General features: G+C 42.4%; 14 protein-coding genes. 10 read left to right on the top strand and 4 right to left on the bottom strand.

Annotated elements, in window-relative coordinates:
* Positions 1-3 precede the first annotated feature (3 nt).
* The 5 genes from O3646_RS06735 to O3646_RS06715 all read left to right on the top strand — a co-directional run bounded on the left by O3646_RS06735 (position 4) and on the right by O3646_RS06715 (position 4,514).
* The gene (locus O3646_RS06735) at positions 4-918 is read left to right on the top strand and encodes a PTS mannose/fructose/sorbose/N-acetylgalactosamine transporter subunit IIC (RefSeq protein WP_049483971.1); all 915 of its coding nucleotides are present in this window, start codon (positions 4-6) and stop codon (positions 916-918) included.
* The gene (locus tag O3646_RS06730) at positions 905-1,723 is read left to right on the top strand and encodes a PTS system mannose/fructose/sorbose family transporter subunit IID (protein ID WP_023920055.1); all 819 of its coding nucleotides are present in this window, start codon (positions 905-907) and stop codon (positions 1,721-1,723) included. The genes O3646_RS06735 and O3646_RS06730 overlap by 14 nt, the downstream gene beginning before the upstream one ends.
* 11 nt (positions 1,724-1,734) lie before the next feature.
* Positions 1,735-2,139 (top strand): PTS sugar transporter subunit IIA, encoded by a 405-nt coding sequence (locus O3646_RS06725; protein WP_003009328.1) that lies wholly within the window; start codon positions 1,735-1,737, stop codon positions 2,137-2,139.
* Positions 2,140-2,222: 83 nt separating this feature from the next.
* Complete coding sequence (locus O3646_RS06720) at positions 2,223-3,392, top strand: SIS domain-containing protein (RefSeq protein ID WP_371610702.1); 1,170 nt, start codon at positions 2,223-2,225, stop codon at positions 3,390-3,392.
* Between the two features lie 81 nt (positions 3,393-3,473).
* A complete protein-coding gene (locus O3646_RS06715) occupies positions 3,474-4,514 on the top strand; it encodes an aldose epimerase family protein (RefSeq protein ID WP_118398187.1) in 1,041 nt (346 codons plus the stop codon).
* A 440-nt stretch (positions 4,515-4,954) separates the two neighbouring features.
* Here O3646_RS06715 and O3646_RS06710 read toward each other — a convergent pair whose 3' ends face one another.
* The 4 genes from O3646_RS06710 to O3646_RS06695 all read right to left on the bottom strand — a co-directional run bounded on the left by O3646_RS06710 (position 4,955) and on the right by O3646_RS06695 (position 9,654).
* Positions 4,955-6,262: a hypothetical protein gene (locus O3646_RS06710; protein WP_368397844.1), complete on the bottom strand. Its 1,308-nt coding sequence runs from the start codon at positions 6,260-6,262 to the stop codon at positions 4,955-4,957.
* Between the two features lie 243 nt (positions 6,263-6,505).
* The gene (locus tag O3646_RS06705; protein WP_247923724.1) at positions 6,506-7,798 is read right to left on the bottom strand and encodes a hypothetical protein; all 1,293 of its coding nucleotides are present in this window, start codon (positions 7,796-7,798) and stop codon (positions 6,506-6,508) included.
* A 392-nt stretch (positions 7,799-8,190) separates the two neighbouring features.
* Positions 8,191-8,916 (bottom strand): hypothetical protein, encoded by a 726-nt coding sequence (locus O3646_RS06700; RefSeq protein ID WP_349977319.1) that lies wholly within the window; start codon positions 8,914-8,916, stop codon positions 8,191-8,193.
* A gap of 15 nt (positions 8,917-8,931) precedes the next feature.
* Entirely contained in the window at positions 8,932-9,654 is a 723-nt protein-coding gene (locus O3646_RS06695; RefSeq protein ID WP_313790596.1) for a hypothetical protein, read from the bottom strand.
* A gap of 227 nt (positions 9,655-9,881) precedes the next feature.
* Here O3646_RS06695 and ruvB point away from each other — a divergent pair, with 227 nt between their 5' ends.
* From ruvB to O3646_RS06670, 5 genes are all read left to right on the top strand, one after another.
* On the top strand, positions 9,882-10,880 hold the full coding sequence (gene ruvB / locus O3646_RS06690) for a Holliday junction branch migration DNA helicase RuvB (RefSeq protein ID WP_021154208.1): 999 nt from the start codon (positions 9,882-9,884) through the stop codon (positions 10,878-10,880).
* 6 nt (positions 10,881-10,886) lie between these two features.
* Entirely contained in the window at positions 10,887-11,453 is a 567-nt protein-coding gene (locus O3646_RS06685) for a nucleotidyltransferase family protein (RefSeq protein WP_313790597.1), read from the top strand.
* Between the two features lie 173 nt (positions 11,454-11,626).
* Positions 11,627-12,052 (top strand): low molecular weight protein-tyrosine-phosphatase, encoded by a 426-nt coding sequence (locus tag O3646_RS06680; RefSeq protein ID WP_371610701.1) that lies wholly within the window; start codon positions 11,627-11,629, stop codon positions 12,050-12,052.
* Positions 12,053-12,080: 28 nt separating this feature from the next.
* Complete coding sequence (locus O3646_RS06675; protein ID WP_045760107.1) at positions 12,081-12,485, top strand: membrane protein; 405 nt, start codon at positions 12,081-12,083, stop codon at positions 12,483-12,485.
* Positions 12,475-14,277, top strand: coding sequence for an acyltransferase family protein (locus tag O3646_RS06670; protein WP_049472667.1), 1,803 nt, complete (start codon positions 12,475-12,477; stop codon positions 14,275-14,277). Before O3646_RS06675 ends, O3646_RS06670 begins: the two co-directional genes overlap by 11 nt.
* Positions 14,278-14,324: the final 47 nt, after the last annotated feature.

Below are 14,324 nucleotides of genomic sequence, written 5' to 3'. Positions count from 1 at the left end.
GTCATGATACAATGGTGGCAAATTTTACTACTTACTTTGTACTCAGCTTATCAAATCTGTGATGAGTTGACGATTGTTTCATCAGCAGGATCACCAGTCTTTGCTGGTTTCATTACAGGACTTGTCATGGGGGATTTAAAGACAGGTCTATTTATCGGAGCTTCTCTTCAATTGACAGTGCTCGGTGTAGGTACTTTCGGTGGAGCTTCTCGTATTGACGCAACATCTGGTGCCGTTCTTGCGACTGCCTTCTCAGTAGCAAAAGGGATTGATCCAGAGATTGCTATTGCTACAATCGCTGTGCCGGTAGCAACTTTGTTGACCTACTTTGATATTCTTGGTCGTATGACTACAACTTACTTCGCTCACCGTGTAGATGCTGCGATCGAACGTTACGACTATAAAGGAATTGAACGCAACTACCTTCTTGGTGCTGTTCCTTGGGCTCTTTCTCGTGCCCTTCCAGTCTTCTTCGCGCTTGCCTTTGGTGGTTCTTTCGTAGAAACTGTTGTTACAGGTCTTGCTAATGTACAATGGTTGGCAAACGGTCTGAAACTTGCAGGTCAAATGCTTCCAGGTCTTGGATTTGCGATCTTGCTTCGTTACCTTCCTGTTCGTCGTAACCTTCACTACTTAGCACTTGGCTTTGGCTTAACAGCAATGTTGACAGTGCTTTATAGCAATGTTCAAAGCCTTGGTGCTGCAGTGTCTAGCATTGTTGGTTCTGATGTGTTCGCTAAACTTCCAAAAGAACAAGCTATTACTTTTGTTAACAACTTCAAGAGTGTATCTATGATTGGTATTGCCATTATCGGTATCTTCCTTGCAGTACAACACTTCAAAAACAGTCAACGTACAGTCGTAGCTGCTCCAGCAAGCAATGTAGAAAGCGGGGAAATTGAAGATGACGAATTCTAATTACAAACTAACAAAAGAAGATTTTAAACAAATCAACAAACGTAGCCTCTTCACCTTCCAATTGGGTTGGAACTACGAACGGATGCAGGCTTCTGGTTACCTTTATATGCTTTTACCTCAGTTGCGTAAAATGTATGGTGATGGCACTCCAGAATTGAAAGAAATGATGAAATTGCATACGCAATTCTTCAATACTTCACCATTCTTCCACACCATTATCACTGGTTTTGACCTTGCTCTGGAAGAAAAAGATGGTGTCAAATCAAAAGATGCGGTGAACGGGATCAAGACAGGTCTCATGGGACCATTCGCTCCTCTTGGGGACTCAATCTTTGGATCATTGGTACCAGCTATTATGGGTTCAATCGCAGCAACTTTGGCTATTGCAGGAAACCCAGCCGGTATCTTCTTGTGGATCGCTGTGGCAGTTGCTTATGACATTTTCCGTTGGAAACAGTTGGAATTTGCCTATAAAGAAGGGGTTAACCTCATCAACAATATGCAAAGTACCTTGACAGCTTTGATCGACGCAGCTGCCGTTCTGGGTATCTTCATGGTTGGTGCCTTGATTGCCAGCATGATTGGTGTTGAAGTTTCTTGGACTCCACACATTGGGGACAAAGCGATTGAAATTCAAGATATGCTCAACCTTATCTTCCCACGTTTGGTACCAGCTATCATCACAGGTGTAATCTACTGGTTGCTTGGACGTAAGGGTATGAACTCTACAAAAGCTATCTTGCTCATCATCCTTGCAGCAATCGCATTCTCAGCATTTGGCCACTTCTTCTTTGGAATGGCATAATGGAGTAAGGTATGGCAAAAGAGTTAGTATTGGTCAGCCATGGTCGCTTTTGTGAAGAGCTCAAAGCGAGCACAGAGATGATTATGGGACCACAAGAATCCATCCATACGGTTGCACTCTTACCAGAAGAAGGACCAGAAGACTTTACTGCTAAATTAGAAGCAACAGTCCAAGGTCTAGAAGACTATATTGTATTTGCCGATCTCTTGGGAGGAACTCCTTGCAACACCGTGAGCCGCTTGATCCTTGAAGGACGTGCGATTGACTTATACGCAGGGATGAATCTTCCGATGGTTATCGAATTCATCAATAGTAGCCTGACTGGTAATGAAGGGGACTACCCTGAACGTGCAAAAGAAAGTATTGTCAAGGTCAATGACCTCTTGTCAAACCTTGATGATGATGAAGATGAGTAGGTTGGTATGGGAGTCTGGGAGCATCATCTCAGGCTCCTTTCCCATTTATCAACGTTAGATTGTAGAAAGGAACAACAGTTTCTATGTTAGACTATACAAAAGAAGACTTGCAGGAGCTAGGAGCAGAGATCACAACACGTGAGATTTACCAACAACCAAGTGTTTGGAAAGAAACGGCTCGCTTGTACCAAGAAAGAAAAGCGGAAATCAAAGCTTTCTTAGAAAAGATTGGGCAAGAGCATGACTATATCAAGGTCATCTTGACAGGGGCAGGAACCTCAGCATATGTGGGGGATACCTTGGTTCCTTACTTGCAGGAAGTGCACGATGAACGCCACTGGAATTTTCAATCCATTGCGACGACGGATATCGTAGCTCATCCTCAAACCTATTTGAAAAAAGAGGTTCCAACGGTTTTAGTATCTTTTGCCCGGAGTGGCAATTCGCCAGAAAGTGTCGCAACCGTGCAGTTAGCTCAAGACTTGGTTGATGAGCTCTATCAGATCACCATTACCTGTGCCGAAGAAGGGAAACTGGCCCAGCAAGCCCACGGAGATGAGCGCAATCTCTTGCTTCTCCAACCAAAAGAAACCAACGATGCTGGCTTTGCGATGACCTCTAGCTTTACCTCCATGCTCTTGACAGCTCTCTTGGTCTTTGATCCAAGCGAGGAAGAGATCAAAGAAAAACGAGTAGAAGAACTGATTCATCTGTCTGAACAAATCTTGGAGCAGGACCGTACGGTCAAGGAAGTGGTCGATCTAGACTTTGAGCGCGTGATCTATCTGGGAGCAGGACCTTTCTTTGGCCTAGCCCATGAAGCCCAGCTCAAGATTTTGGAATTAACAGCAGGAAAAATTGCAACCATGTATGAAAGTCCTGTCGGATTCCGTCACGGTCCGAAATCCCTCATCAATGACCAGACTCTGGTCCTGGTATTTGGCTCCATTGATTCTTATACCCGTCAGTATGATCTGGACTTGGTTCGCGAAGTTGCAGGAGATCAAATTGCCCGTCAGGTCGTTCTCTTGGCTGATCAAGCTGCAGGGATCGAGCATGTACGGGAAGTGTTGGTGGAAGCATCAGCAGACTCATTAGATATCTACCGTGCCTTCCCTTACATTATCTATGGTCAATTGATTTCTCTTTTGACTTCGCTCAAGGTGCAAAATCGCCCAGACACACCTTCACCGACTGGTACCGTCAATCGGGTTGTTCAAGGGGTGATCATTCATCCATTTCATAAAGAATAGCCACTAATTTTCTATAAAAAGTGGAGTGTTTCTTCTTGTGAAACTGATACAATGGAGAAAAACAGTGAGAGGAGAAGGTTAGTGAAACAGTATCAAGAAAGCGTGTTTGGGGAATGGCAAAATCAAGAGGTTCGGGCTTATCGCCTCGAAAATGACAAGGGCTACCAATTATCTGTCATGACCTATGGGGCGACGATCTTAGAATATGTGACACCGGATAAAGAAGACCAGTTTACGAATATTATTCTAGGCTTTGATCGCTTTGAGGACTATGTGGGCAATAGCCCTAAATATGGGGCTAGTATTGGACCGGTAGCAGGTCGGATTGCAGGAGCTAGCTTTGAACTCAATGGAGAGACCTATCACTTGGAGGCCAATAACGGTGCCAACTGCAACCACAGTGGACCGACGGGTTGGGACAGCGCTTTGTTTAGCGTGGAGTCGGTAACGGATCAGGAAATTACCCTATACACAGAACGTGCAGATGGAACCGGTGGTTTCCCTGGAAATCTCAAGATCTGGGTAACCTATGGTTTGACTGAAGATGGTGAACTCGAGATTGCTTATCGGGTAGAAACGGATCAAGATACCTTGGTCAACCCGACTAACCACAGCTATTTCAACCTATCTGGGAACTTCACCCAGCCGATCAATGACCATGTCTTTCAGATCAACCATCAAGGGCTTTACCCTATCCATCCAGACGGTGTTCCTCTTCAGACCGTGGATAGAGAAAGTCCGGTTGTCCAGCATCTCTACCAAGCTATGCTCTTGGAGGATCTTTTTAAGGACTCTGATCCGCAAATCCGTCTGGTAGAAGGATTAGACCATCCATTTGCTCTTCCAGAAGGGCATGAAAATGCCGGCTTTCTTTACCATCAGCCATCTGGACGTTTTTTGACCTTCAGGTCAGAAGCCCCAGCCTTGGTGGTATATTCAGCCAATTTCGTAGACGAAACTGTTCATCTGCAAGGCCAACCAATGGTTCAGCACAATGGCTTGGCTCTAGAATTCCAAACAGTGCCAGATGCCATTCACAGTGACCAGGCTGAAAAGGTCATCTTGAGAGCAGGTCAAGTCTTCACCAGCAAGACTAGCTACCATGCCATCGCTAAGAAATAAGGAGGAAAGGGGTGACCCAAACAAGGATGTGAAAATCTTGCTTGGGACATCCTCTTTTTCTAGAAAAAATTTTTTAGAAAAACTATAAGGAAATTTTAAGCTTCCTATCGTATACTAATAGCATCATCAAAGACCTCCTAACTTTGAATGATAAAACTCCTAAAACTTTTTCATAATAATCTCCCTATAAGAGCCACCAAAACCGGTGGCTTTTTTCTATGTACCTTAGTGAGTCAAGTCTGATAGGGACGTAGACGAGCTTAGGTACATTGACGCAGTTCGAACGCAAGTGAGAACTACGATCTTTAAAAAATTAATGAGGTGAACTCAGAGAGTTCAACCGAACCAAAGGTACCGAAGTATTTTAATAGAGCGTAAGCTCTTTATTTTTTTGCACAGAAAAAAGCTCCTTGAGAAAATCTCAAGGAGCAGTGGAATGACTACTTGCTCGTTGCATCAGACACTTTTTTGAATTTTGCTGAAATAATCGTATTTAGATTATTCCGTCCATCGCGTTGCTCAATCGTCAACGTTAAAATATCTCCATCAATAGAGTATTTATACGTAGTTTCTTTAGCGACAGGTCCAATGGACATGGTTGCAAGTTGCACAATATTGATAGCTTCTGGGAAGATAATCGTTTGGTTTGCTGTATCTAATTTACCGTTCTTCAATGCAGAATGAATTTTAGCATTACCTCTATCAAATTCATAAGTTGTATTGGGCAAGTCTTTAGCGCCATCCTGTAGATTGACTGATAATTTGGTAAATTGATTTTTAATATATTCGTCTTTCGTTTGAGTCACTTTAGATGCATCTTTTTGTTTTAAGTAATCGTAGAATCTTCCAAAACCATCTGCTAGAGATACAGTATAGTCGAATTCAACAGATGTACCTGTAATGTTCAACGTTGGTTTTAAATCTTTCCATGCCTCAGGATAGATCAGCTTGATAGCCGAATCATCATTGTCAAAATCTTTAAAGGCTAAGCTACGTTCAAGAGCTGGTCGGAAGTCGATGGCTTGCCATTTTCCTTCAATTGGAACGGGGTCTTTTTGAGTAGTGCTTCCTTTACGTTTGAAGTGTAGTTCATAGTGAACGGGAAGATTATCTTTCTTCGCTTTTCCGTCAATCGTGACATAAAGCATATCATCTTTTAGTTCGTAGTGATATGTGTTTGGCGAAACGCGATTTTCACCGAATGAGAAGAAGAATGAGTTCGTTACGGTAATTCCTTCATCAAAGGTCATTGTTTTGGCATCTTGATCAATAGAACCTGTTGCTTCGTAGCTAAATACGCCTGTATCTTTATTCATGCTGACTTTGTATTTCTTAAAGTCGGCTGCGAAATTTTCATGAGAGTTATACATGACTTTTTTGAATTCTTCTTCAGTCTTACCTTTAGCTTCTGTTGTGACAGTGGAGAAAGCTTTAATAAAGTTATCAATGTTATAGTCGTATTTAATCGTTGCCGTATTATTTTCAATCTTCATTTCCATTTTGAAGTCTTTAACAGATTCAAGCAAGTGTGCAAAGTGGATTCCATGGAGGGTATAGGCTCCGATGGATTCCGTTAAAGCATCGAGAGTATCGACTAATTCCCATTCGCCATCAATCGTTTCGACTTTTGGTGTTTCTGTTTTAGCGGCATTTTTAGAGCCGCTTTGTTCTTGAGAACAAGAAGCTAGTACGAAGACTGAGAGCAGAGCAACGAATGCTAAAAATAATTTTTTATAACGTCTAATCATCGCTAGACCTCCTTAAAATAGATTATTGTATTACGCTTATATTATACGTGCAACATAAATGTTTTGCAAGGGCTTTCAAACGAATCGCAATTTTGTTCTGTAACTTGACCGATTATTCAACATAAGAAACGGAAAATTGTATGTAGCAGAGTACCCAATAGATGAGATTCTCAAGGCCTCTTAAATTAATTTATTTGCACACAAAAAAGCCCCTTGAGAAAATCTCAAAGGGCAGTGGAATGACTAATCGCTCGTTGTGTCAGACACTTTTTTGAATTTCATTTCATAGCGAATAGGATAATGATCAACATTGATGTCTTTTTCTGCTGGAACCTTCTCCAATGTCAATGTCAAGATATCTCCGTCAATTGAGTACTGATAAGTTGCTGCCTCTTCAATTTTTTCTCCACCATACAAGAGGAGGCCAAGAATATTTGGTGTTTCTGGGAACGTGATAGTTTGGTTCGTCGTGTCAATCGTAATATCCTTTAATACGCTCTTCACAATGGATTGATTCATATCAAAGTCGAAATGATGATGCTTCAACGTGCTAAAGTTCGTTTGATACGAGTGAAGGTTGAAGTTGTAGTACACTTGTTTCGTCGCATCGTCTGTTTTAGTATCCTTAAAGAAGTTCTGTAAATAAGGATCGATAAATACTTTGTAATCTACAGTGTATTCATATGTAGCACCGTTTCCTTTAATGTCCAAGGTTGGTACGATATTTTCAGCGCCTTTGACATAGTAGAGACGTGTTGGTTTATTATTGCTTTCTAGGTAATCCGTATACCCAGCAGCGCGTTCAGCGGTGTCTCTGAAGTTAAGAGCTTCCCATTTTCCTTCAAGCGAAACAGGTTTTTTCTTTTCTTTTGTAGCGCCAACGCGTTTGAAACGAAGCTCGAAGTGAGTAGGTACGTCCTCTACTCCTTTGACATCTACACTTAAGACGAGTAGTCCGTTCTTGAGTGAGTATGTGTAAGATGTTTCTGCTAGTGGATTCGAGAGTGGGAAAGTTGAAATTAAAACTAGCCCTTCGCTAAACGTGACAGTCTTATTCGATTTATCGACAGTTCCTTTCGTGTCGTAGGAGAAGATTCCTGTTGATTCATCCAAGGAAACTGTTGAAGCTTTATATTTGTTTGAAAGCGATCCAATTATTTTGAAGAGGGACTTTTTAAATTCTTTTTCGTCAGGATGAATACCAGGGTCTATTTTCATACGGGTTTCTGCGTATTTATTCAAATCGAACTGATACGATGCATCTGCTTTCCCGTCTTCTATCTTCAAACGGAAATCAAGTGTGTCAAACTGATTGAGTAATGTCCCGAATGTTGATGGGCTCATATTGATCGTGAGAAACGACTTTTGCACGGCATTGCGAATATCGATTAATTGCCATTTGCCGTCAATTGTTTCACTTTGTTGTTGAGAGAAATTCGTATTGACTTTTTCTTGGTTATTCTTACACCCCGCAATGATAAATACTAAGAAGAGGGTAAGTAAAGCAAGGATGAATTTTCTGTGATGCCTAATCATCGTTAGACCTCCTTAAAATAGATTATTGTATTACGCTTATATTATAAGTGCAACATAAATGTTTTGCAAGGGCTTTCAAACGAATCGCAATTTTGTTTTGTAACTTGACCGATTATTCAACATAAGAAACGGGAAAATTGTATGTAGCAGAGTACCCAATAGATGAGATTCTCAAGGCCTCCTAAATTATTTTTTTTACACACAAAAGAGGCTGGGACAAAAGTCCTAGCCTCTCAATTATTTTTGGATTGTCGAGCAAGACGCAGTGGTTGAGTGGGCTCTACTACGCTGATTTCATCAGCTTTTACAGCCCTACTCAACTGTGCGGAGGTGGGACGACGAAATCGAATTCTAACGAATTACCGATTTCTGTCCCACTCTCAGTGAGCTATTTAATTAGTTTTAGGATCTGAAACTTTCTTGAATTTCATTGGATAAACGAGATGTGCTCCTGTTTCTTCGAATGTTTTTTCAGCGTAAATTGTAAGGATGTCACCATTCAATTCGTAGTGATAAGTAATTGGTACGTCTGTAGAATTAATATAAAGAGGTAGAACTCCAAAGATGTTTGGGACTTCAGGGAATACGATCGTTTTTGCATTCTCGTTTAAAACCCCATCATTTAATGTTGCAGTTAACACTTTTGTATTGTTATCAAACGTTCCAGTTTGATGTTTAAAAGTTCCAAATTTCTTTTCTCTTACGCCTAGAAGGATGGCAGTAGCTTCTTCTTTTGTAGGGTATTTATCTTTATTCTGTTCAGCATAAAAATCAATATACTTATTCATATCGGCACTATAAGAATAAGTTACATCTGTTCCTGTAATTTTTAGAGTCGGAACGATATCTTGGAAGGCTTCAGTAACCTTTAATCGACTATTAGCATCACCATAATAAATTAAGAAAGTACGTTCCACTGTATCTCTAAAATCTACAGCTTTCCAGTCTCCTTCGAGTGAGACTGGGGTCGGTGCTACTGTGGTAGTTTCTGCAACTGTTGTAGTCTCAGCTGTTGTTTGTTGTTGCTGTTGTTTCTGTTGTTTTTGCCCACATCCTGATACAAATAGAAGAGCAAGAAGGGAAAACATCCATAGGGAACTTTTTTTCATATTGTTCATGATTGATCACTCCTTCTAATGATTGTCTCCTACGTAGTTGAAACGAAGACGCATTACTCTAAAATGACTTTGTTCATCTTTCCCTTCAGCATAAAGTGTTATTTGCTTACCTTCAACGGTGTAAGTATAAGTAATGGGTACAAGTGAATTATACGTGGTTCCCATAACAATTCTACTTAAAAATGTAGGTGTTTCAGGGAACGTAATAGTATGTTTCTGTGTATCGATTTCTCCAGTTAGAGAGTAATCATAGGCATAATTAGGTTCGTCAAGAGTAATCTTTGTATGTTTCAAATTTGGAATATAATTCTTAAATTCAGCAGTTTTATTTTTTAAATACGATTCATAATTCGCTTTGTTCTCTCCTGTTGCAAATGCTTGATCCTCATACAGTTTTCTGTAATCAAAATGGTACTTCAATTCAACGGTTTTATCTTTAATGGTCATCGTCATCTTAACCTTATCGAAGTCATCAAGCATTAGTACAGCGGCAAGTTTTTTGATATTAGAAGCTAGGAATACTTTTTGAATGGTCATTTGTTGGTCAGTCCATTTCCAAGTTCCTTGTTGATCCTTTGTAAGATCTTGTGGTGCTTTGATTGTTTGAGGAGATTTATCTGTTTGAGAAGACTTATTTGTTTTAGAAGACTGCGATGGAGAAGACTGACATCCTGCAATAAGGAGCACTGCAAAGAATGCCAAGAAACCGAAAAGGATCTTCTTTGTTTTAGTAAACATAAATTTACCTCCTAAACGTTGTTGCTTTAATTTTATCATTAAAGGAAATAATTATAAAGTGAAATGGTGAGCGATAGAAGAAGAAGGGACTGTATAATAAAAAGAAAGGTTGGCGATGAGGGCAACCATTCAACTTATTCTAACGAACGCTAGTGAGAACCAGGATCTTTAAAAAACACATTCTATTTATGGTACCGAAGGTATCATTTTTTGCTATAATAGACTGTATGAGTAGAATTTTAGACAATGAAATCATGGGCGATGAAGAGGCCGTTGAACGGACGTTGCGCCCGCAATATTTACATGAATATATCGGTCAAGATAAGGTCAAGGACCAGCTGAAAATCTTTATTGAGGCGGCTAAGCTTCGGGATGAGGCGCTGGATCATGTCCTTCTTTTTGGCCCTCCGGGGCTTGGGAAAACCACCATGGCCTTTGTCATCGCTAATGAACTGGGCGTCAATCTCAAGCAGACTTCTGGTCCTGTCATTGAAAAGGCCGGTGACTTGGTAGCTATCCTCAATGATCTAGAACCGGGGGATGTCCTCTTTATCGATGAGATCCACCGTCTTCCTATGTCAGTCGAAGAAGTGCTTTACAGCGCCATGGAAGATTTTTACATCGACATTATGATTGGCGCTGGGGAGAGCAGCCGGAGTGTCCATCTGGACCTTCCTCCTTTCACTTTGATTGGGGCGACAACGCGAGCTGGTATGCTGTCCAATCCCTTGCGTGCTCGCTTTGGAATTACGGGGCACATGGAATACTATGAGCAAGATGATTTGACAGAGATTGTCGAGCGGACCGCCGAAATCTTTGAGATGGAAATTACCCACGAAGCTGCCGAAGAGCTTTCTCTTCGTAGTCGTGGGACCCCTCGGATTGCTAACCGGTTGCTCAAACGGGTGCGCGATTTTGCCCAGATTATGGGCGACGGCTTGATTGACGATACCATTACCGACAAGGCTCTCTCTATGCTAGATGTGGACCATGAAGGACTGGACTATGTCGATCAAAAGATCCTGCGTACCATGATTGAAATGTACGGCGGTGGCCCGGTCGGGCTTGGGACTCTATCGGTCAATATTGCTGAAGAGCGAGAGACTGTTGAGGACATGTATGAGCCTTACTTGATTCAAAAAGGCTTTATCATGCGGACCCGAACAGGGCGCGTGGCGACCCGCAAGGCCTATGAACACCTGGGATATCCCTACAATGGAGACTAAAAGAAGATGCTGACGGAAGAAGTGATAGTAGAACAGATCCAAGCGGATCCGGAGATGATGACTGTCTTGGCCATTATTCGAGATCTCGACTTGGCAGATGCCTGGTTAGCAGCGGGCGCGGTGCGAAATTTCATCTGGAACCAGCTCTCTGGAAAACCAGGGTTTGATGCGACGACCGATATGGATCTGGTCTTTTATGACCCTGAGATCAGCTATGAGGAGACTCTCCAGATCGAGCAGGAATTAAAGAAGACCTATCCCCAGTACGCTTGGGAAGTGAAAAATCAAGTCTACATGCACCAGCATAGCCCGGGGACGGCTCCATATCATAGTGCCTGTGATGCGGTTTCCAAATACCCCGAGCAGTGTACGGCTCTTGCGGTTCGCTTAAGGAAAGAGGGTCAGCTAGAGCTCTTTCTCCCTTATGGGACAAAGGATATCGAAGACTTCATCGTTCAGCCGACTCCACATTTTTTAGCCAGCCCCGAGCGTTTAGCGGTTTATACAGAGCGGATGAAAAAGAAGGATTGGCAGAGTAAATGGCCTCCATTAGAGGTTCGTTTTCCAAAATAGAGAAACAGATCAGATTTGAAAAAGGAATCTGATTTTTCTTTAAAATGATGGAGTCCCTTTGTCATCTTTCTGTCACATTTTTGTTATAATGGTAATAGTATGCTGGTTTTCCATAGTGGAAAGCCAAGAGCTCAGCTAGGTTGGGCAGTCCGAACAAGGAGTTAGGTGGAATCATGAAAAAAATCGTCTTTGTCTGCTTAGGAAATATTTGTCGGAGCCCTATGGCAGAGTTTGTCATGAAGGGCTTGACGGATCAGTATGAGATTGAAAGCCGGGCCACTTCTAGCTGGGAACATGGCAATCCCATCCATAGGGGAACCCAGAAAATCTTTCAACAACACCAGGTCCCGTATGATCCAGCCAAGACTTCTTTACAGATCAAAGAAGAGGATTTTTACAATTTTGATTTGATCTTAGGGATGGACGAAAACAATGTAGCAGATCTGAAGCAAATGGCTCCTGCAGGGACAGAGCACAAGATTCATCTGTTTGCTGCTGAAAGTGTGCCAGATCCATGGTATACCGGTGATTTTGAAGAGACCTATTCTAGAGTTCTGACTGGCTGTAAGGCCTGGTTGGATCAGCTAGCAACTTCTTAAGAGTTTGATATGTGAGAGAATACAGAATATGAAAGAATTTTATGAGACCTATAAGGTCTATCTGACGCGAAAAAATTTAGAAATAGCAGCATTGGTAGTGATTGTCTTATCTGCTTTGATGGTTTTCTTTTCGGCCATTCCAGGTCAGGGTGTCTTGACCTTGGACAAGGGGGCGATCCGTTACGACGGAAGTCTGGTCCGTGGCAAGATGAATGGCAAGGGAACTGTCACCTTTAAAAATGGGGATACCTATACAGGTAATCTCGTCAACGGCTCTTTTAGCGGCTATGGTAAGTTTAAGTCCAAGGATGGTTGGACCTATGAAGGGCAGTTTGTTAACGGCCAGCCGGAGGGCAAAGGCACCTTAACCACAGAAGCCAACGTCGTATACAAAGGAACATTCAAGCAGGGGATTTATCAAAATGCGCATTAAATGGTTTTCACTAGTCCGTGTTACAGGACTCTTATTGGTATTGCTTTACCATTTCTTCCAAAAAGCCTTTCCTGGAGGCTTCATTGGGGTAGATATTTTCTTCACCTTCTCAGGATTTTTGATTACAGCGCTCTTGATCGATGAATTTGCGCGCAAGCAAGGAATCGACTACCTGGCATTCTTGAAACGGCGCTTTTACCGGATCGTACCACCCCTTGTCTTTATGGTCTTGGTCGTGATGCCCTTTACCTTTATGGTCCAACGGGACTACGTGGCTGGTATTGGGACTCAGATTGCGGCGGTCTTCGGTTTTGTGACCAATTTCTTTGAGATGGCAACGGGTGGTAGTTACGAAAGCAACTTCATTCCACATCTCTTCCTTCATACCTGGAGTTTGGCTCTAGAAGTGCATTACTATGTGCTATGGGCACTTTTGGCATGGTTCTTGGCTAAGCGGGCTAAGACGGTTGGAAAGTACCGAGGCATGCTCTTCCTGGCATCCAGCGGGCTCTTTCTCTTCACCTTCTTGTCCATGTTCATCCGCGCCTTTCTGACAGCTAATTTCTCTACTATCTATTTTTCTAGCTTCACTCACATCTTCCCCTTCTTTGCGGGATCATGCCTAGCAACGGTGACAGGGATTGCCAATGTCAGCCCTAACTTTACAAAGCTGGTGCAGTCTTGGAGCATGAAAAAGACCTTATCGGTCTTGGGTGGAAGCTTTGCCTTCTTGTTTGTGCTCAGTCTTTTCTTGCCATTTGATAGCTTGTGGACCTATCTGTTTGGCTTTTTAGCAGCGACAATCGCAGCTTGTGCCATGATTCTGTCGGCCCGTATTCTCCACGAAAAGACGCCAGATAAAAAAGAACCAGCCATCCTCAATTTCTTGGCAGATACCAGTTATGGTGTCTATCTTTTCCACTGGCCTTTCTTTATCATCTTCTCTCAACATTTGGGAAATATGATGGCAGCCCTTGTGACGACGATCGTTTCCTTGATTCTAACGGCTCTGTCCTTCTATATTTTGGAGCCAACCATTGCAGGCAAGGAACCTCGGGTCTTTGGTATGAAGATGGATCTCAGTTTTTTGACCAAGCCGATCTTTTACCTCATGATTCCTCTGGCTCTCTTGATGGTCGGAATCTCCGCCTTTGCACCAACCGTTGGAGCTTTTGATGAGAGTTTGGTAGTGAGTGGGCTCAATCAAGCAGATAGCAAAATGCAGGTTACGCGGACGCAGGTGGACAATGCGACTGCAACAGACTATAACGTCTCAAATGGTGTGACCATGATCGGTGATTCCGTTAACTTGCGAGCGCAGGACTACCTAACCAAAGCGATCCCGGGCATCCAGATCGATGCAGTGGTGAGCCGTCAGTTGGAAAATGGAATGAAGGTCTTTGAGACCGATATCTCCAATAAAGTTCTCCTAAAAAATGTGGTCATTGCCCTAGGAACCAATACTGTAAGCAACTACAAAGAATTGCTGGATCAGTATGTTGAGAAACTTCCAAAAGGCCGTCGCTTGATCCTTGTGACACCATATGATGGGCGCTATGCCAACGATCAGTCCAGTGAATCGGTTCAAACGCGTCTTTATGAGTTGGAACTAGCTAAGAAATACGACTTTATCACCATTGCGGACTGGTACCAAGTAGCAATTGAAAATCCAAACATTTGGGTGGGAACAGACTCTGTTCACTTCAATATGGAAACCAATGGTGGGGAACTCTATGCTCAAACAGTCAAAGAAGCCCTTGATAAGGCCGAAAAGGGTCCGGTCAAGAAGTAACAATGCTTCTCTGAAACTGAAACAAAACAAATCCTAACAAAATAAAA

The organism is Streptococcus sp. 27098_8_148, from assembly GCF_041432105.1.
Taxonomy (GTDB): Bacteria; Bacillota; Bacilli; order Lactobacillales; family Streptococcaceae; genus Streptococcus; species Streptococcus parasanguinis_AE.
This window is presented reverse-complemented; position numbering and strand designations above follow the sequence as displayed.

Coding starts and splice junctions, on each gene's coding strand:
- O3646_RS06735 (WP_049483971.1), top strand. CDS start 4: ATGATACAATGGTGGCAAATTTTACTACTTACTTTGTACTCAGCTTAT.
- O3646_RS06730 (WP_023920055.1), top strand. CDS start 905: ATGACGAATTCTAATTACAAACTAACAAAAGAAGATTTTAAACAAATC.
- O3646_RS06725 (WP_003009328.1), top strand. CDS start 1,735: ATGGCAAAAGAGTTAGTATTGGTCAGCCATGGTCGCTTTTGTGAAGAG.
- O3646_RS06720 (WP_371610702.1), top strand. CDS start 2,223: ATGTTAGACTATACAAAAGAAGACTTGCAGGAGCTAGGAGCAGAGATC.
- O3646_RS06710 (WP_368397844.1), bottom strand. CDS start 6,262: ATGATTAGACGTTATAAAAAATTATTTTTAGCATTCGTTGCTCTGCTC.
- O3646_RS06705 (WP_247923724.1), bottom strand. CDS start 7,798: ATGATTAGGCATCACAGAAAATTCATCCTTGCTTTACTTACCCTCTTC.
- O3646_RS06700 (WP_349977319.1), bottom strand. CDS start 8,916: ATGAACAATATGAAAAAAAGTTCCCTATGGATGTTTTCCCTTCTTGCT.
- O3646_RS06695 (WP_313790596.1), bottom strand. CDS start 9,654: ATGTTTACTAAAACAAAGAAGATCCTTTTCGGTTTCTTGGCATTCTTT.
- ruvB (WP_021154208.1), top strand. CDS start 9,882: ATGAGTAGAATTTTAGACAATGAAATCATGGGCGATGAAGAGGCCGTT.
- O3646_RS06685 (WP_313790597.1), top strand. CDS start 10,887: ATGCTGACGGAAGAAGTGATAGTAGAACAGATCCAAGCGGATCCGGAG.
- O3646_RS06680 (WP_371610701.1), top strand. CDS start 11,627: ATGAAAAAAATCGTCTTTGTCTGCTTAGGAAATATTTGTCGGAGCCCT.
- O3646_RS06675 (WP_045760107.1), top strand. CDS start 12,081: ATGAAAGAATTTTATGAGACCTATAAGGTCTATCTGACGCGAAAAAAT.
- O3646_RS06670 (WP_049472667.1), top strand. CDS start 12,475: ATGCGCATTAAATGGTTTTCACTAGTCCGTGTTACAGGACTCTTATTG.